The sequence below is a fragment of the Streptomyces sp. NPDC050610 genome (assembly GCF_040654875.1).
GTDB lineage: Bacteria > Actinomycetota > Actinomycetes > Streptomycetales > Streptomycetaceae > Streptomyces.
Genome location: NZ_JBFAIV010000068.1, coordinates 1 through 17,188, shown reverse-complemented (window position 1 = coordinate 17,188; position 17,188 = coordinate 1). Strand labels below are relative to the sequence as shown.

Below are 17,188 nucleotides of genomic sequence, written 5' to 3'. Positions count from 1 at the left end.
GAACAGAACGCCGAAACTCTCCCTCACCCCGACCGAAACCATGCCTGACCAGCGAAAACCAAACGACCACGTCCGGTTGAGATACAGCTTCTCAATCGCCGGGCGGGCTTGGAGTGGCTGGGCTTGGCACGGTTGCGCGCGCCGGTGGAATCGACCGTTCCTGTGCCCTCAATCTCTCCCGCCCCCAGCTCTATTGGGAGGTGTCCCGAGCGGGCTGGACTGGGTTGTCTTGGCGGGAAGGACGGCACGTGATGGTTCTGAGGCCCGGTCTCCACCGGCTGCGCATGGCTGACCTTGGCCGTTGACGCCACCTCACGGCCTTCCCGCTCAGCAACCCGGCCGCGCAGCCGGGGGTGGAACTCTATAGTCAGCCCGTGAACGCGCCAGCGGCGGAAGAAAGCGTGAACCCGGCTCTCATCAGGTGAGGGGCATCGGCTGCCAGGAGCCTCTCCCGAGACCAGGTAACGGATCGTGTCCAGCATCTGCCGACGGCAGTATTCTTCGGGCTGCCCGCCCGGCCCTGGAGCCAGGTTGGTACCGGCAGCGACGGTCGGATGACCGCCCATCCCGAGCCCGACATGTTCGAGGGATGCCGGTGTTCCCGGCGTGGATGGCCGACTGTGTTGTCGTACACATGCGCGAGACAATCGCACGTCATTACGGCCCGCACTGCCGAAAGATCACCCCATCAGGAACCCGTTCGACTTGCGTGGTCCGGTATCGGATGCAGTACAGCTTCCAACCGCGACACTAGGTCGTATGACTCGTTCCAACCCCAAACAGTCTTCTGGGCGGGTTCACGGCAGCCCCTCAGAACCGGAGCCCATCTCGGCGGATGAGCGGTGGGAACCCTGCTCAGCCGACACGAACCTCGGTATGCCTCCGGATCAGGGCACACCGGGCTGGACTCCGCACGGTGAAGACCTTAACCTGCACCTCGGATGGCATCGCTTCGAGAAGTTGCTCCTCGCAGTATCTCGCGGTGTGCTGGGGCTGAGGGGGATCAAGTTCCGCCGCTACGGCGTCCTGGGGCAAGCGCAGCATGGCATTGACCTCGCCGGTCGTGCGCCAGACGGCCGATACACCGTCGTCCAGTGCAAGGACTACCAGGAATTCACTGCCGGGGATCTTCGCGCAGCTGTCGGGAAATACGTCATGGGCAGACGCCCGTTCGGCGCCGCCTGCCTCATTGTCGCCACCTCGGCGTCCACAGAGACCACTCAGGTGGCGGAGGCACTCGACGAGCTTCAACGTGAGCATCCTGATCTTGAGCTGGACTTATGGGGATCTGAACAGATCAATGACCACTTGCGTAACTTGGGTAATGTGGTCGCCCAATTCTGGACTCGCGAGACAGCTGAGACGTTCTGCACCGGGGCGCCCCTCCCTGGAGTCCCTGTGCCGCTGCCCGATCGCCAGGAGCAGGCGGAGAGGATCCTCATCGGCCCGTTGCGGGTGAACGACGTCGCACCGATTCTTCGGCAGGCAGACGACCAGCTGAAGGATGCTCCGGAAGAATCCGCCCGCCTCTACGGCGACTTGGCGAATCGGCTGGATCATGTCGGATTTCGAGGTCACGCAGTGACCATGCGCAGCAAACAACTTGCTGCCCTCACGGACGCCCAGCTAACCGACCAGGCCGCTGCGCTTGCGGCGCACCTCGCGGTTGCAGCTCTCCATTTCGGTGATCGATACGAACCGCGGAGGCTGATGAGCCAACTTGAGAAGCTGGAACATGAAGCGACGGCGGCCACGACACAGCATGCCGCACGCACAAAGCGGCACTCCCGACTGGTTGCTGCTGCGGTGAGGAGTCTGCTCCACCCTACTGGTACCTGCGACACGCTCAAAACGACCCTGAGTGAGGAATCCAGTGAGGCACCGGACTATCAACCCCTGCTCGTACTCCTGCTCGCCGAGCACGTCTTAGCCTTGGCCCCCGATCGGCTTGAGGACCTGGACTCACTCATCCAGACCGCAATCCGCAGTTCGAGTGTGAAGCAGATCGAGCGAGTCACCATGGATGCTGATATTCGGCTGCGCCTGGTGCGCGCCGAATACAACCCCACGGAACGTATCGAACTCAACCGGTTGGCGCGAAGTCACCGAGTCCCCGGCCGGCACGCGGCTTTGATCCATGCACGCGAAGCGCGGAGATGTGCACTTGAAGGCCGGCCGGATGAAGCACTTGAATCCTGGCGTGATGCGGTATCCGAGGCCGTTCATGCCGGCATTAACGAAGATGCTGCCGATTGGCTGTACGCCATCCGAGCAGTAAACGTACAGTATGGCCCAATTACCCCGGAGATCGATGACGAGCATCGGCTGGCACAGGCCCTCCGAGCCACGGGGGACGGTCGGCTGTTGGACCGGATTCGCAGCCCTAGGCAGCAAGCTCTATCGGCGCTAGTGGCAGGCAAGCCCGTGGAGGCAGTTTTGTCTGCACAGCGTTGGATCACCGATACGGTGATCACGGGAAGCTGGGCAAGCGAGATCGAAGCGGCGGAGTTCTTGGGAGACCTCTATCGTGACAGTCAGGAACCTGCCTTGGCGGCGGAAAACTACGAGCGTGCCGGCGATACCAAGAAGATAAAGAAACTGGCAGCTGAAGGTGATCTTGAGCTGCCATCTGGGCCTCTCGACAATGCGCCGTGGTGGACGATCTGCGCCCGCGCTGCCCTCATCGAATCTCAAGCAGACCTGATAGCCGACGATGCAGCCGGTCCTCTGCTCGGCACGCTGACGGCTCTGGCCGAGCAGGGTAGGGCCGGGGAGTTGATGGACTCCCCCTTCGGCGATCTTACGCACCAGGCCACGAAGAGCGCTTGTGCTCTGGCGGCACGGGGAACCTCATCGCAAGCGTCAGCTCTCCTTGAACTATTGGCTTCCGACGTGCCACGGGGTGCCAATCAGTACCATTACTCCGACCAATACCACGCAACGGCTTGCCTTGACATCGCCAAGACCCATCCCAATCTTGCGGCAGTAGCTCTCACCAGGCTATTCGACTTGGCAGAAGGTGGTGCGAAGAAGGCACTCGAACTCGTCGTCGAGGACGACGTTGTCGAGATTCTGACGCAGCGCCAGGATCATTCCAGGTATTCCGGAGGTCACTCCGACCGTGACTTGTCCGAGGCCGAACTAGTTTCCCTTCGAGCTCGGATTGATCGTCTTGACGACAACGGCCTCTACTTGGCTGATGTCGCACGATCCTTGGTCGCCCCCGGGCATCCTGCTGTCCATAAACACGCAGGTGAGGCTTTCAAGCGCATTGTGCAACGCCCAGAACCGGATCCAGGCTGCATAAGTTTCAGCACTCGACTGGTGAACGATTCCTACCTAGTCGGCAGCCTTGGCGTCCAGGACCGCACGCTGTGTCTGACGATGCTCATGCGCATCGCGGGTGACGCACGTGAGGTGACTGTCAGCAGGAAGGACGCCCTTGTCGGCGCCTGCAATCTGGTTACTCGCATGTCGACCGATGTGCGGCGAGAGACATTCCAATCCGCCAAGAGCTTCGTGCTAGGAGAGCAGCCAGGAAGTTATTTGGATCATGAGGTAACCGGGGTGCCCCACCCCCTTAGCTCGATCAAGATCACGACGGGTTCCGCTTCTCTGCGAGGGAAAGCCTTGCTGCTGGCTTCGGCGTCAGCCACTAGCCCAGAAGACCAAGCTTGGGTGCGCACCCAAGCGATTGGCCTGCTCACCACCGACGACTCCGCCGACCTTCTCGCCGCGGCAACCGCGCTCAGCAGGCTTTCAAGTGACGTTGTAGATGAGGTCGACGCCAGCCTTATGGCTGCGCACAGCCATCTTGGGGTCCGACAGGCAAGCGCAGTCCTATGCTTCAAGAATCCCGACCGGTACCGGGACACCGCGCTACAACTAGCGCGGGACAGCGACTTCCGGGTGCGCCGCGTGCTGGCTCAGGTCGCCTGCCAGGCCAGTTCGGAGGGGGCCGCATTGGCGAATCAGATCCTCGGCCTCCTGGCGCGGGACCCTCGTCACAGCGTGCGTACGGCAGCACGTTGCCAGCATCGAGCATGAGCCGTCCGAACCATAGCCGCATGCCCCTGCTCATGGCGCGGAAAGCGAGACTCCGAATACCTCCCACATTCAGAGCCGGACCATGCCTGATCAATAGAAGGCAAGCGGTCACATGCGTTTGAGATGCTTGATTGGACGGGGCTTAATAGGTGCCTGAGAAGTCCCGTTCAGAGCTGGCGTGTTGATAGTCCTGGCGCTGCTGGAGGCCGAGATGGTCGGGGAACGGCGCGCGTATCCGGCCGATCTGTCCGACGTGGAGTGGGCGGTGCTGGCGCTGCTCGTGCCGCCGCCGAAACCGGGCGGGGGGCCGCCGAAGCACGAGCGCCGGGAGATCATCGACGCTCTTGCGTACTGGGTGCGGGCCGGCTGTGCCTGATGGCTGCTGCCGCACGACTTCCCGCCGTACCAGGCCGTCTCCCACCACTGGAGGCGGTGGCGTATCGAGGGGCGGTGGGAGGAGATCCTTGCGGCTCTGCGGGCACGGGAACGTACTGACCAGGAGCGTGATCCGACGCCGAGTGCCGGGGTGATCGACAGCCAGAGCGTCAAGGCCACCGAGCGCGGTGGCCGGCACGGGTACGACGGCGGCAAGAAGGTGCTGGGGATTAAGCGTCACCTCATGGTCGACACGCTTGGCCTGGGGCTCGCGGTCTGCGTCAGCCCGGCGAACGTCAGCGACCGTGACGGGCAGCCGTGCTGCTTGCCCGGTGCGCCGACAAGTTCCCGCGCATGCGGCGTGTGTGGGCCGACCAGCGCTATCGTGGCCTCGACTTCTTGGTCTGGGTCCGCGAGGAGACCGGGATCGCGATCCAGATCGTGCAGCGGAAGGACGGCGGCTTCCGCGGCACCTGGGCGAAGGCCGACGCACCGCCCCGGGTGGTGCCCATGTTTCCGGTGGTACCGCGTCGCTGTGTGATCGAGCGTAGTTTCGCCTGGCTGAGCCGCTACCAGCGACTGTCCAAGAACTACGAGTACCTGGCTGCCAGCCAGGCGAATGCGATCTACCTGGCCACGATCATGCTCCTGCTGCACCGCACCGCAAGGCCCGTGCCCTGTACGGGGCTTCACAGACACTTACTAGTGCAGGTGCTCGCGCCGGGCGGGCTCATAGGCCGTTTCCCGCCCGGCGTGGCGGTTATCAGCCTGCCGTCAGTTGCTCCGGCAACGGTGCTGAGTGGATGACTGTCAGACCTGACACCGCTCGCGTCAGGGACACATACAGACGGCGGAGGCCGGTACGTTCGTCCGGCTCGCCGTCGACTACGGCGGCGGGTTCGTCCAGTACCACGTAGTCGTATTCGAGGCCCTTGGCGAGGGTGGCCGGTACGAGGGTGAGGCGGGCTTCGGCGGAGGTTTCCTCGCCGGGGGCGAGGGCGGTCAGGCCGGCTGCGGTCAGGGCCTCGGACAGGGCCGGGAGCCTGGATTCGGCGGCGATGAGGCCGATGGAGCCCTCCTTGGCGAGAGCCTCACGGCAGGCGGCGATGACGGACGCGTCCAGTTCCCCGGCCGCCACCGCCCGTACCGCGAAGTCGCCCGCGGCCTCGCGGATCGCGGTCGCCTCCGCCAGCCCCGGCGCGATGGCGGGGAGCAGCCGCGAGGCGTACGCGATGACTTGGCGCGGCACGCGGAACCCCTGCGTCAGCTCCTCGATCACCGAATCCGGCTTGCCGAGATGGCCGAGGGCTTCCTGCCAACTGTCCGTCGCCCAGGGCGTGGTGCCCTGGGCGAGGTCGCCGAGGATCGTCGCCGACCCCGTCGTGCAGCGCCGCCCCACCGCGCGGTACTGCATGGGGGACAGGTCCTGCGCCTCGTCGAGTACGACGTGTCCGAGCGAGTGCGTTCGGGCGATGAGGTCCTGCGCCTCGTCGATCAGCACCGCGTCCGCGGCGGACCACTTGGCGGACTTCACGCTGCGCGCGGGCTTCGCCCAGAGGATCTCCTTCTGCTCCTCCGGCGAGAGCAGCCCGTCCGCGTGCTCCGCCAGGAACTCCGCGTCGCCCAGCAGCCGCAGTACCAGCTTCGCGGGATCGACCGGCGGCCAGACCGCCTTGACCGCGGCCTTCACCGCGGCGTTGCGCGCCACGGAGTCCTGTACACGGTCGTCGGGGGCCTCGCCGGCCTCCTCCATCCGTACGAGCACGGCGTGCGCGATGCGCTGCGGAAGAGCCTCGCGGGCCGCCCCGTAGCGGATGTCGCGCGCCAGCAACTCCCGCGCCGTCTCCTCCACTTCGTACGCCGGCACCCGCCAGCGCCGCGAACCGCGGACGACGACCACGGCCTCCGTCGGCATCGTCACCCCGGAGCGCACCGCGCGCCGCAGCACCCGCGCCATGCGCGCGTCGCCCTTGATACGGGCCGCGGTGGCCGGGTCCGCACCGCGCACCTCGACGTGGGCGACGAGGTCGTCGACGGTCGCCTGGGCGACGTTGAGTTCGCCGAGCGCCGGGAGGACCTGCTCGATGTAGTGGAGGAAGGAGCGGTTCGGGCCGATGACGAGGGTGCCTGAGCGGGCCAAGCGCTCGCGGTGCGCGTACAGGAGGTAGGCGACGCGGTGCAGGCCGACGGCGGTCTTCCCGGTGCCGGGCGCGCCCTGCACGCACACGGTGCCGCCGATCCCGGCTCGTACGATCTCGTCCTGCTCCGGCTGGATCGTCGCGACGATGTCGCGCATCGGACCGACGCGCGGCCGCTCGATCTCGCTCTGGAGCAGCTTGCTGGACTGCTCGGTCTCCGAGCGGTCGGTGAGGTGCTCGTCCTCGTACGCCGTCAGCTCGCCGCCCGTATATCCGAAGCGGCGGCGCAGCCGCACATCCAGCGGGTTCTTCTTCGATGCCTGGTAGAAGGGCTGCGAGACGGGGGCGCGCCAGTCGATGACCATGGGGTCGCCGTCCGCGTCGTGGACGTGCCGGCGGCCGATGTAGAACTGTTCGCCTTCCGCGCCCTCGGCCAGCTCCATGCCCGGCGCGTGCCCGTAGTCCAGGCGGCCGAAGAAGAGCGGGGTGTGCGCCAGGTCGGCCAGCGCCTTGATCCGGTCCTCGATCTGGTTCTGCAGGACCTCGGCGTTGACCCAGTTCGCCGTGACGTCCTTGATGTCGAGGGACTCGACATCCGCGCGCATGGCGCGCAGCGCGGCACGGGAAGCGCTGAGGTAGGCGCGTTCCCGGTCGAGGGGATTGGAGTCCTGGTCCTGGGCCGGGGCCTCGGTCGGGTCCTGGCCCTGGGCGTGCGAGAGCACGGTGCTGCCTCCGTCTGTGAGTGGGTAGCGAGCGAGAAACCGGCCGGTTTCCGTCCGGACGGAGGCGCTCCCGGTGATGCGGTGGCGTGGGAGGCGGGAAGTCGGCGATTGTAGTCAGCACGGATGCGGGGCGCGAATGGTTTTACGGGCCTTGGCCCGGCTCGTACGGGCTTGGCACGAGCCTGATACGTGACCGGTCCGGCCCACAGATGGGGCCGGGCGCAGCCTTACGTAGCCGCGGCGCGGGCTCGCCCGGCCGGCGGGGCGGGGTCCGGGAAGGGTGCAAGACCGTGGCCCTGCGGGCCGGCCTCGGGGCAACCTCGTATGTGACCCGTCCGACGTCGCCCCTGGAGGGAAGCCATGTCGCTGAGATTCGTCGGCATCGATCCGGACTCGCCCAACGGGGGTTCGCCCACGGTCTGGCTTGAAGACGAGGAAGCGGAGATCGTCGTTCAGGGCTGGTTGCCCGAGTCGGAGATGCGCACCAAGATCGCCGCCACCGAGTGGGTCGAGGGGCATCCGATCGGCGTCCCGAGCCATGAAGGCGTGGTTCGCATCCCCGTCCGGATGATCCCGTTCTTGAGGAAGGCCTGCGACGACGCGGAGCGCGTCGGACTTTGCCACCCTGCTGAGGAGCGCTGAGCACTTCGGCGTGCCATCTGGAGATGCGCGACTCCTACATGGCTGACACGGCGTTCGCCGACTGGCAGGCGGGCAAGCCCGTCGACCGGTCCGCGGAGTGCGAACTCCCCGTACGAGTACGGGGAGTGGGCCGGTCTCGTGCGCGAGACCACCGCCCGGGGAGTCGTCATGCGCCGCGCCCGGATCGTCTCCGAACGTGGGCGGGGCATGAGGCCAACGAGGACCCGCCCATTGTGAAGATCGTGTCGGCCGCGGTCGAGGCCGTGTGGGGCCGGGCGGTCCCACACGGCGAGTACCTCGTCAAGCCGCTATCCGCCCACCAGTAGGCCGAATTCACCACACATGTCAGCGTCTCCGTCGTCCAGCGTCATCGAGGCCCGGCAAGGCCCTCGTTGCGGCCTCATCCGCTCTCAGGGGCGCCGTCCCTCTCCCGTAGGGGTGGGCATGGGTCTGTGGTCGTACGGGCGCGTGGCTGTGGTTACACCGGCAGGCCGATGTGGAGCGGCGCCGGGGAAACCATGATGGAACACATGAGCACCGCAACCTTCACCCACACCGGCCAGGGCGCCCGCCGAGGTGCCACCGTCAACTCCGTCGCAGGTCAGCAGCGCCATGGGCTGGGCGGCACGCTTCGGGCGATCAAGGTTTTCGCCGGGGCGGCGATCAGCGTCGTCCTCCTTGGGGACTACGCGGACGAGAAGTAGGACAGAGGGAAGTAGGACAGAGGGAAGTAGGAAGAGGGCGAGACTTCCCGCCCTCTCGACTACACGGGCAGGGTCGGACCGTCAGGACCCGTCCCCCGACAGCAGTTCGTCCGCGTCCACGATCCGGTACGCGTAGCCCTGTTCGGCCAGGAACCGCTGGCGGTGGGCCGCGAAGTCCTGGTCGACGGTGTCGCGGGCGACGACGGAGTAGAAGCGGGCCTCGTGCCCGTCCGCCTTCGGGCGCAGTACGCGGCCGAGCCGCTGCGCCTCCTCCTGCCGGGACCCGAACGTTCCGGAGACCTGGATGGCGACCGTCGCCTCGGGCAGGTCGATGGAGAAGTTCGCGACCTTCGAGACGACCAGCACGCTGATCTCGCCTTCACGGAAGGCGCCGAAGAGCTTCTCACGCTGCGCGTTCGTCGTCTCGCCCTTGATGACGGGCGCGCCCAGGTGCTCGCCCAGCTCGTCGAGCTGGTCGATGTACTGGCCGATGACGAGCGTCTGCTCGCCCTGGTGCCGCCGCACCAGGGCCTCGGTGACCTTGCGCTTGGTGTCGGTGGTCGCGCAGTACCGGTACTTCTCCTCGGTCTCGGCCGTGGCGTAGGCGAGCCGCTCGGCGTCCGTCAGGTTGACGCGCACCTCCACGCAGTCGGCGGGTGCGATGTAGCCCTGTGCCTCGATCTCCTTCCACGGGGCGTCGAACCGCTTGGGCCCGATGAGCGAGAAGACGTCGGACTCGCGGCCGTCCTCCCGTACGAGCGTGGCGGTCAGCCCGAGGCGGCGGCGGGCCTGGAGGTCGGCGGTGAACTTGAAGACCGGCGCGGGCAGCAGGTGCACCTCGTCGTAGAGGATGAGGCCCCAGTCACGGGAGTCGAAGAGCTCCAGGTGCTGGTAGACGCCCTTCCGCTTGGTGGTCAGCACCTGGTACGTGGCGATGGTGACCGGGCGGATCTCCTTGCGCGTACCGCTGTACTCGCCGATCTCCTCCTCGGTGAGCGACGTCCGCTTGACCAGCTCGTGCTTCCACTGCCGGGCGGAGACGGTGTTGGTGACGAGGATCAGCGTCGTCGCCTTCGCCTCGGCCATGGCCCCGGCGCCGACGAGGGTCTTGCCCGCCCCGCACGGCAGCACGACGACGCCCGAGCCGCCGTGCCAGAACCCTTCGACGGCCTGCTTCTGGTACGGGCGCAGGGCCCATCCCGTCTCGTCGAGCTCGATGGTGTGCGCCTCGCCGTCCACGTAACCGGCGAGGTCCTCGGCCGGCCAGCCGAGCTTCAGCAGCGTCTGCTTGATCTGCCCGCGCTCGGAGGGGTGCACGACGACGGTGTCCGGATCGACCCGCGCGCCCACCAGCGGCTGGACCTTCTTCGACCGGAGGATCTCCTCCAGGACGGGGCGGTCGGTGGACTCCAGGACCAGCCCGTGGACCGGGTGCTTGAGCAGCTTCAGCCGCCCGTACCGCGCCATGGTCTCGGCGACGTCGACGAGGAGGGCGTGCGGCACGGGGTAGCGGGAGTACTCCACGAGCGCGTCGACGACCTGCTCGGCGTCGTGCCCGGCCGCTCGCGCGTTCCACAGCCCGAGCGGCGTGAGGCGGTACGTATGGATGTGCTCGGGGGCGCGCTCCAGCTCCGCGAACGGCGCGATGGCCCGCCGGCAGGCTTCCGCCTGCTCATGATCCACTTCCAGGAGCAGCGTTTTGTCGCTCTGGACGATGAGGCAGGACACACATTCCTCCATGGATAGGGTCGTCTCGCGACAGCGACAACGTCTGCCACGGCACGGGCTATGCCCCGTGCCCGACGTCGTGCCGGATCGCGCCCGCTGTCGAGCCCGTTTGCCGTGCCCGGCGCCGTGCCCGCTGTCGAGCCCGATGCCGTGCCCGGCGCCGGAAGGGTGTCCCGGCCGGCACGCCGGGGAGCACGCCACCCTCTATGGTCGCTCATCGCGCGCGGGGGAGGGGCCGCTTCCCTGGAGGGGCCGAGGCACGGGCCGCTCACGGTGTCCAGCGGCCGGCGGTTCTCCTGGTCCGTACGTCCGATGGGACGGTGTCACCGTGGTGCCACAGGAGGTGGACGGTCCGGGTGCCGAGGGCGCGATGGCCTTGAGGTCCGGGTCGGGGGCGGGAGCGGGACGCGAAATCTCAGCGGGGGCGACTTCGGCTCGAAAAGCTCCTGCGGCGTCTACTTGTCGAAGACGAACAAGATGTGGTCGTCGTCCAGGTACTTGATATCGACCTCGCAGCCTTTTTGCAGCCTTGAGGAACGGTAGGCGGGAATGGTGTCCTTGCCTTCCGCGTACCGGGTCGCGCCGTCCTCGTACCAGGAAAGCCGGTATTTTATGGTGACGGACCCGCCGTCATTCGAACCCAGGTAACGCACATCCTCCACCAGGGCGTGAATGTCCCGTCCGTGGGTCCCGATCTTATGGTCGCGGATGAAAAGGTTGACGATATAGGCGATGAAGCCCACGAAGATGACGACGGAGAGGATGATGACGAAAGTCACGGACGTGCCCCTTGCTGACCGTAATCGAATGAACGTACCGGAAAAGTGCCTTCATTTCTATTGCCTACCAGGGGCGATCCGCTTTTCGAACCAGTGGTGGGCGTAGGACTCGTCGTTGAACGCCGGGACCTCGGTGTAACCGCTGTCGCGGTAGAGACGAGTGGCCGCTTCCAGAGCCTTGTTGGTGTCGAGCCGCACCAGATCGCTGCCGTGCCGGGCGGCGCGTTCCTCAAGTTCGGACAGGAGGCGTCGCGCCAGGCCCAGCCCGCGGGCGCTGGGGCGGACCCACAGCCGCTTGATCTCGGCGGGCGCCGCGGCCGGCAGTTTGAGCCCGGCGCAGCCCACCGGCTCGCCGTGCAGCCGGGCGACGAGGAACAGGCCGCGCGGCGCGCGCAATTCGCCCGGGTCCGGCAGCAGGCTGTTCGCGGGGTCGAAGCCGCCTTCGAAGAGTTCCCGCAGCTCGGCGGCGTAGGACCGGAGGCAGCCCACGGCGTCCGGGTGGTCGGGGTCGAGCACTTCCAGGGAGACCACCGAGGCGGTCAGCAGCCGCTCGACCTCGGCCATGGCCGAGGTCAGCCGGTTCCGCTGCCGGGCGTCGAGCGGGCCGAGGAGCGATGCGGCGAGCGCGTCGCTGCGGTCGTCGAGGAGTACGCGCTCCTGCCGCCCGGCCTCGGTCAGCCGCACGGTGCGTACCCGCCGGTCGCGGGGGTGGGGCTCGACGGCGACGAGGCCGTCGCGCTCCAGCGCCCGCAGTAGCCGGCTCACGTACCCGGAGTCGAGGCCGAGCCGGTCTCGTACGCTGCGGACGTCATGCGTGACCTCGTCGCCGATCTCCCAGAGCAGCCGCGCCTGCCCGTACGGGCGCGCCCCGCCGAGATAGCGGTCGTGCAGCACCCCTACGCGCTCGGCCACTGCCCGGTTGAAGCGCCGCACCTGCTCCACCTGCTCGGTCTGCTGCTTCGCCATCATTCTCTGACCTTAGTCAGAGAATGATGGTGGGGTAAACGGTTTTGCGTGGGCCCGGGCTCTTGTGCGCTCTCCGCTCAGCCTGCGTTGAACGCCTTCTCGACGGTCAGCGTGTCCTCGTACAGGCGCATGCGGACGATCCGGTCGTCCTCGACCGCCAGGTGCATGGCCGCCGGTGTGGTGAACTCCTTCCCGCTGGCCGCGACGGTGTGCGTGAAGACCGCCAGCAGCACCACGTCACCACCGTCGACGATGACCCGCTCCAGCACGACCTTGCTCCTGCCCTGCGCGAAGTGCGGCCACATCGTGGTGAAGTACGGCGCGACCTCCTCCCGGCGGGTACGGCGCCCGGTCCAGGGCAGCGCGTCGCTGCCGGGAACGTGCCAGTCGATTTCCTCGGCGAACAGTTCCTGGATGCCGTCGGGGTCCTGCCTGCCGAGACGTTCCACGAACTTCTCGGCCACGGTCCGCGAGGTCTGAGTATTTGCTGCCATCGTCTTTATCCTTATGCCCTTTGCCTTTTGTCTCTTCGTTTACGTGAGGTGTGCAGGTGCTCGCGGGTACGCTGCTCGGAGGTCCTGGCGCGTCGAATGTGTCTTGCCCGCCGATTCGGTGCCTGGAGCTACGTGCCAGAGCTACGTGCCGCGAGCCGGTGACGAGGGCGGTCTTGTTGTCCAGCTGCCCCATGAGACTCTCCAATTCCTTGTCACCGGGGGCTCCCTGTAGCGGTGGCCGGCGATTGGGGCTGCCCCACAAAGTCGTACCGCAGTCCTGCGGGTGGGAAGGGGATCGCTCTGCCCAAGTCGGGTGGCAGCCGACTCCGGTGCCCATGTGCTGTGGCCGACGGCGAGCCGCCGGCCCTGACGGCCGATCGCTTGCCCGAGTTGTCGCGCCCCGGCGGCCATGTCGTCAGCCGCGAGCACCTGACCATGCGGCGTACGCGGAGTCGTCCTCGCCCGGGAATATCGTGGCCCCGCCCCGCGGGCTCAGTCATCAGCCTTCCACCGCATCGAGATGGGTGTGCAGCGCTCCGAGCCCATTATGGCCCATATGGTCCAGAACTAGTACGATGGCTGGATGCCCCGACCCCGTGAGTTTGACGAAGATCGTGTGATTCGCGCTGTCCGCGACGCGTTCTGGGACAAGGGCTACGCGGCGACGTCGATGGACGACCTGCTGCGCGTGAGCGGACTGGGCAAGGGCAGCCTCTACGGGGCGTTCGGGGACAAGCGCAGCCTGTTCCTGCGGGTCCTGCGCGACTACGACGACGCGAACCTGCTGGTGCTGCGCGAGCGTCTGGCGTCCGCGGCGCGGGGGATCGACGTGGTGCGCGAATTCGTGCTCGGTCCGACCGGCGACCCGACCGGAGCGGTTGCGCGTCGGGGCTGCCTGCTGGCCAACAGCAATGCCGAGCTTGCCGCCAGCACTCCGGATGTGGCCGCCGAGGCCCGCCGCAGCTACGACGCGATCGCGACCATCCTCACCGCGGCACTGGAGCGTGCCCAGCGCGAAGGCGACCTCGCTCCCGACGTCGACCCCGCCGAGACCGCCCGCGCGGCCCTCGTCGCGCAGCTCGGCCTCATCGCGCTCGGGCGTACCGGCATGGACATCGACGCGCTTACCGCGGTGGCCCAGTCCACCCTGGCGCGGTTCCTGCCCGCCCCGGCGCAGTAGCGACACCTCACCGGCCGGCCTGCGCCGCCGCGACCTGCGACCGGCCCTGAACCCTGGGGTGCGGTGCGCCCTCGGGCCGGGCGCTGCGGTTCCCGGCGAGGGCCGCGGGCCGCCGGCCGGGCTCCCGTGCGCCCTTCGCCGGTCGGGCGGTTCGAACTGCGACCCAGCAGGTCGGTACCGCCGCGGCGGTCGGCGCTGCCGGTGGGGCGATCGGCCCCGTAGGCGTCCGCTCCGAGGTCGTACGTGCGGGGGATCCGCTCTGGAGCCTGCTCGGCTCGACCGCGGGGTCGCCCTGCGAAGACCCGATGCCGAAGCCTTCTTGACTGTTCGGTCCAGATCCAGGAAGGTTATGGACGACACAGTCCATAACCATGAAGGGGGCGGCATGGCCGTCTTGGAAGACAAGGTCGCCGTGGTCACCGGGGCCAGCACCGGCATCGGGTTCGCGACCGCCCGCGCATTCCGCGACGAGGGCGCAAAGGTATTCATCACCGGTCGCCGCAAGGACGCGCTCGACGCCGCGGTCGCCGAGCTCGGACCGGACGTGACCGGCGTGGTCTGCGATGCTTCGGTGCCCTCGGAGCTCGACGTGTTCTACCGGGCCGTGCACGACCGGGCCGGACGTATCGACGTGCTGGTCGCCAACGCCGGCGTCGGCACCGCGGCTCCGTTCGGCGAGGTGACGGAGGAGCTTATCGACGCCGTATTCGCCACCAACGTCAAAGGAACGATCTTCACCCTGCAGCAGGCCCTGCCGTTCCTCAGCACGAACGCCTCGGTGATCCTGACGGGTTCGACCGCCGCGAACCGTCCCAACCCGGGACTTGAGATCTACGCCGCGTCGAAGGCCGCGGTCCGCAGCCTCGCCCGCGGCTGGGCCCACAGCTCGCGCGCACATGGCTTTCGGGTCAACGTCGTGTCCCCGGGCGGTACGCCTACCCCTGGTCTGCTCGAACTGATCCCGGCCGAGATGCTCAAGCAGGCCGAAGGCTCCATCCCCCTTGGCCGGCTCGCCGAGCCCGAGGAGATCGCCGCCGTGACGACATTCCTCGCCTCGGACGCGTCGAGTTACGTCAACGGCGCCGAAATCTACGCCGACGGTGGATACGCACAGGTGTGAGCGGTCTCGTAAGCGCCGCACCCCGCGCGCGAGCCGGATGAGGGACCTTGATCCCATCACCGGCGCCGATGTGCCGACCAGGGTGCGACGTAGGTGGGCGTCCTGGCGTCAATGGTGATGGCCTGCTCCACGACGCGATCCTGGACCTGGTCGCAGACCTGCCGCGCAGCCGCGACCTGTACGCCCTCGACGACGGCGTACAGAGCCACAGAGCGCCGACGCCGAAGTGTGTCGTGTTTGGGCCGAGTGACCCGGATCGTGTGACGATCCTGCCGGGTGTCCCGCGAGGGCGGCGGGTCCGCGCGTGGGGTTGGCGGGTGGTCATGGAGGGGCGGGAATGTTCGCTGGGGGAACGGCGCGGTTGCTGATCAGCAATGGTGGTGAGGTGCCGCTGGAGCTGGTCGTGGAACCCTGGGCGGACAGCCACCGGATTCCGTCGAAGCAAACCTGCGTCGTTGTGACTCACTCGTCGGCAGCGGATGGTTCCTGGCCCGGGACGCTGCGAGGAGACGAGCCGTTCCAGGTCGATCATCGTCCCGACTCAGTCGTCGTGTGGGCCAATGGTGACTGCTTCCACCTCAGCGACGCGGACGGCAGTGTGATCTACGCGGCCGACTGGCATTGCCCCGATCAGAACCCGGTTTCCTGAAGTAGCTCAGGACAGTTGGCGGTTCAGGGGGAATCTTGGCTCAGGCTCAGGATTCGGCTGCGCAAAGGGGGGAGGGTCGCCAGGCCGGTGGCTCTCGTTCTGGTTCTGGTTCTCGCTCCGGGGTTTTCGTGGGTATCGAGCAGGGCGTGGGCCCAAAGTCCTTGCCAGATTAGGAAGTAGCAGATCCGGCACGCGTGGACCGGGGACCGGCTGCCCCAGGGGCCTATGTCCTCGCCGGTGTCGGCGACTTCGCTTTCGGCGCCGCAGCGCCGGCAGCGGCCTTGTGCCCAGTTCACCTGTGCCCACAGGGCTTCCGGCGTCACGAGATGCGTCCATGCGCCGGTCGGGGCCGCTGCCGGTGGTAGGACAAGAGCACCTCCATGCACTTCTGACACCAACACACCGGCACCTCGCACCCCTTGCCGAGGACAACCGCCCCCTCCAGGGCTCTGGCCTCCTTGGGGAGGGAGCGGCGGCACATGTAGCACTGCGCCCCCGCGTCGGGAGTGTTTTGGACCTTGGGCACAGGGGCCTCGGTCGTGTCTTCGGGCTCGGCGGTCACCGGTACGGCTCCTTCTGGAGGCGCTGGACCTCGTACAGCACGCCGTCGTCGAGGTTCTGCGGGGCATGGCCGTCGAGCTCTACGCGCCTCCCGCCGACGCGGCTCCGCAGGTCCACCACGCGGTAGTACGCGCCGTCGACCTTGAGCCAGTCGCCCCGCCGAATCGTCTGCGCGACGACCGTCAGTGTCCTGAACGCCACTCTGTACCTACGCCTGGCAGGCATGCGGATACCTCAGCTTTGCCCAGATGACCTTTCCGTTCGGTACGGGCCTGACGCCGACGCCGTCCGCGAAGCTCCGTACGCAGCTCAGCCCCCGGCCGTGCTCGGCCAGCTCCCGCAGGTCCAGGTCCGCCACGTCCGGTTCCGTATCCGGGAAGGCCACCAGTACCGGCGAGAAGTCCCGCACCCCGATGACGATTGCGTCGGTGCGGCGACGCATGATCAGCCGGAAGTGGTTGTCGCCGGTGTGTTTGATGTTGCAAACGAGTTCTGTGGCGATGAGACGGGCGTCTTCGACACGCTCTTCCAGCTCCCAGAGGCGCATCTGGGCCGTCACCACTTCCCGGAGGAGCGGAAGACGGTGCGGGTCGAACTCCATCGCCCAACTCTGCGTGTCCTGTACGGGTTTTCTGCGTACGCCTGATGCGTCTGTGGTCATCGTCGCCATGGTTGGCTGCCGCCTCACTGCTCGCTCACGCTGCCGGTGGGGGTGAAACCGGTGGGGGCGGGGGCACGGCCTTTGCGGCCGCAGGCCGCGTTGGGGCTCCCTGGTGGGAGCTGACCCTGAAAGCGCCGTGACGGGGCTCGGCGGTGACGTTTCCAGAGATCTCCCATCGCCAACTGCGCCCGATGTCACGGCAGTTGGCGGTCAGGCGGTGCACCGTGGAACCGTCCGCCGGTTGTTCTGGTGCGACGCCTCATACGATGGGGCCAAGTTCCGTTTTTCTGCAAGTTGTTGGCTCGCAAATCTCTGAACTACACCCTTAGGAGTCCTTTCAGAAAGATCTTGGTGTGGCACGGTGGGTGGGGAAGGTGATCTCGTTCCTCGGGGGTGAGGATGACCCGGCCGAAACCGTGGGA

Annotated in this window: 15 protein-coding genes and 1 pseudogene; 9 read left to right on the top strand and 7 right to left on the bottom strand. The window is 67.2% G+C overall.

All coding sequences use genetic code 11. From position 1 onward, the window contains the following. Positions 1–759: 759 nt before the first annotated feature. The 4 genes and pseudogenes from AB0I22_RS38745 (at position 760) to AB0I22_RS38730 (ending at position 5,229) form a co-directional block, all read left to right on the top strand. On the top strand, positions 760–4,047 hold the full coding sequence (locus AB0I22_RS38745) for a hypothetical protein (protein WP_363135742.1): 3,288 nt from the start codon (positions 760–762) through the stop codon (positions 4,045–4,047). A gap of 178 nt (positions 4,048–4,225) precedes the next feature. Continuing rightward, positions 4,226–4,423: a transposase gene (locus AB0I22_RS38740; RefSeq protein ID WP_363135741.1), complete on the top strand. Its 198-nt coding sequence runs from the start codon at positions 4,226–4,228 to the stop codon at positions 4,421–4,423. A gap of 3 nt (positions 4,424–4,426) precedes the next feature. Beyond that, positions 4,427–4,723 (top strand): annotated as a pseudogene (locus AB0I22_RS38735) (transposase); the annotation flags it as partial. A gap of 17 nt (positions 4,724–4,740) precedes the next feature. Next, positions 4,741–5,229: a transposase gene (locus tag AB0I22_RS38730; RefSeq protein ID WP_363135740.1), complete on the top strand. Its 489-nt coding sequence runs from the start codon at positions 4,741–4,743 to the stop codon at positions 5,227–5,229. Here AB0I22_RS38730 and AB0I22_RS38725 read toward each other — a convergent pair. Then, positions 5,186–7,282 (bottom strand): AAA family ATPase, encoded by a 2,097-nt coding sequence (locus AB0I22_RS38725; protein ID WP_363135739.1) that lies wholly within the window; start codon positions 7,280–7,282, stop codon positions 5,186–5,188. The two genes, AB0I22_RS38730 and AB0I22_RS38725, sit on opposite strands and share 44 nt — an antisense overlap. A 360-nt stretch (positions 7,283–7,642) precedes the next feature. Here AB0I22_RS38725 and AB0I22_RS38720 point away from each other — a divergent pair, with 360 nt between their 5' ends. Continuing rightward, positions 7,643–7,924, top strand: coding sequence for a hypothetical protein (locus AB0I22_RS38720; RefSeq protein ID WP_363135738.1), 282 nt, complete (start codon positions 7,643–7,645; stop codon positions 7,922–7,924). 530 nt (positions 7,925–8,454) lie between these two features. Next, a complete protein-coding gene (locus AB0I22_RS38715) occupies positions 8,455–8,628 on the top strand; it encodes a hypothetical protein (protein ID WP_363135736.1) in 174 nt (57 codons plus the stop codon). 81 nt (positions 8,629–8,709) lie between these two features. On the opposite strand, the gene AB0I22_RS38710 is transcribed toward AB0I22_RS38715, so the two are convergent. The 4 genes from AB0I22_RS38710 to AB0I22_RS38695 all read right to left on the bottom strand — a co-directional run bounded on the left by AB0I22_RS38710 (position 8,710) and on the right by AB0I22_RS38695 (position 12,595). Next, positions 8,710–10,356 carry a DNA repair helicase XPB gene (locus AB0I22_RS38710; RefSeq protein ID WP_363135735.1) on the bottom strand — a complete coding sequence of 549 codons (1,647 nt, stop codon included), beginning with the start codon at positions 10,354–10,356 and terminating at the stop codon, positions 8,710–8,712. A gap of 455 nt (positions 10,357–10,811) precedes the next feature. Further along, positions 10,812–11,135, bottom strand: coding sequence for a hypothetical protein (locus tag AB0I22_RS38705; protein WP_363135734.1), 324 nt, complete (start codon positions 11,133–11,135; stop codon positions 10,812–10,814). 57 nt (positions 11,136–11,192) lie between these two features. Next, positions 11,193–12,104: a helix-turn-helix domain-containing GNAT family N-acetyltransferase gene (locus tag AB0I22_RS38700; protein WP_363135733.1), complete on the bottom strand. Its 912-nt coding sequence runs from the start codon at positions 12,102–12,104 to the stop codon at positions 11,193–11,195. Between the two features lie 74 nt (positions 12,105–12,178). Continuing rightward, entirely contained in the window at positions 12,179–12,595 is a 417-nt protein-coding gene (locus AB0I22_RS38695) for a nuclear transport factor 2 family protein (protein WP_363135732.1), read from the bottom strand. Between the two features lie 583 nt (positions 12,596–13,178). Here AB0I22_RS38695 and AB0I22_RS38690 point away from each other — a divergent pair. The 3 genes from AB0I22_RS38690 to AB0I22_RS38680 all read left to right on the top strand — a co-directional run bounded on the left by AB0I22_RS38690 (position 13,179) and on the right by AB0I22_RS38680 (position 15,544). Beyond that, positions 13,179–13,775, top strand: coding sequence for a TetR/AcrR family transcriptional regulator (locus AB0I22_RS38690; protein WP_363135731.1), 597 nt, complete (start codon positions 13,179–13,181; stop codon positions 13,773–13,775). Between the two features lie 385 nt (positions 13,776–14,160). After that, positions 14,161–14,895, top strand: coding sequence for an SDR family oxidoreductase (locus tag AB0I22_RS38685; protein WP_363135743.1), 735 nt, complete (start codon positions 14,161–14,163; stop codon positions 14,893–14,895). Between the two features lie 361 nt (positions 14,896–15,256). Further along, positions 15,257–15,544 carry a hypothetical protein gene (locus tag AB0I22_RS38680; protein WP_363135730.1) on the top strand — a complete coding sequence of 96 codons (288 nt, stop codon included), beginning with the start codon at positions 15,257–15,259 and terminating at the stop codon, positions 15,542–15,544. Positions 15,545–16,102: 558 nt separating this feature from the next. On the opposite strand, the gene AB0I22_RS38675 is transcribed toward AB0I22_RS38680, so the two are convergent. Beyond that, a complete protein-coding gene (locus tag AB0I22_RS38675; protein WP_363135729.1) occupies positions 16,103–16,306 on the bottom strand; it encodes a hypothetical protein in 204 nt (67 codons plus the stop codon). Between the two features lie 7 nt (positions 16,307–16,313). Next, a complete protein-coding gene (locus AB0I22_RS38670) occupies positions 16,314–16,766 on the bottom strand; it encodes an ATP-binding protein (protein WP_363135728.1) in 453 nt (150 codons plus the stop codon). Positions 16,767–17,188 lie beyond the last annotated feature (422 nt).

Coding starts and splice junctions, on each gene's coding strand:
- AB0I22_RS38700 (WP_363135733.1), bottom strand. CDS start 12,104: ATGATGGCGAAGCAGCAGACCGAGCAGGTGGAGCAGGTGCGGCGCTTC.
- AB0I22_RS38720 (WP_363135738.1), top strand. CDS start 7,643: ATGTCGCTGAGATTCGTCGGCATCGATCCGGACTCGCCCAACGGGGGT.
- AB0I22_RS38670 (WP_363135728.1), bottom strand. CDS start 16,766: ATGACCACAGACGCATCAGGCGTACGCAGAAAACCCGTACAGGACACG.
- AB0I22_RS38745 (WP_363135742.1), top strand. CDS start 760: ATGACTCGTTCCAACCCCAAACAGTCTTCTGGGCGGGTTCACGGCAGC.
- AB0I22_RS38715 (WP_363135736.1), top strand. CDS start 8,455: ATGAGCACCGCAACCTTCACCCACACCGGCCAGGGCGCCCGCCGAGGT.
- AB0I22_RS38685 (WP_363135743.1), top strand. CDS start 14,161: ATGGCCGTCTTGGAAGACAAGGTCGCCGTGGTCACCGGGGCCAGCACC.
- AB0I22_RS38695 (WP_363135732.1), bottom strand. CDS start 12,595: ATGGCAGCAAATACTCAGACCTCGCGGACCGTGGCCGAGAAGTTCGTG.
- AB0I22_RS38690 (WP_363135731.1), top strand. CDS start 13,179: ATGCCCCGACCCCGTGAGTTTGACGAAGATCGTGTGATTCGCGCTGTC.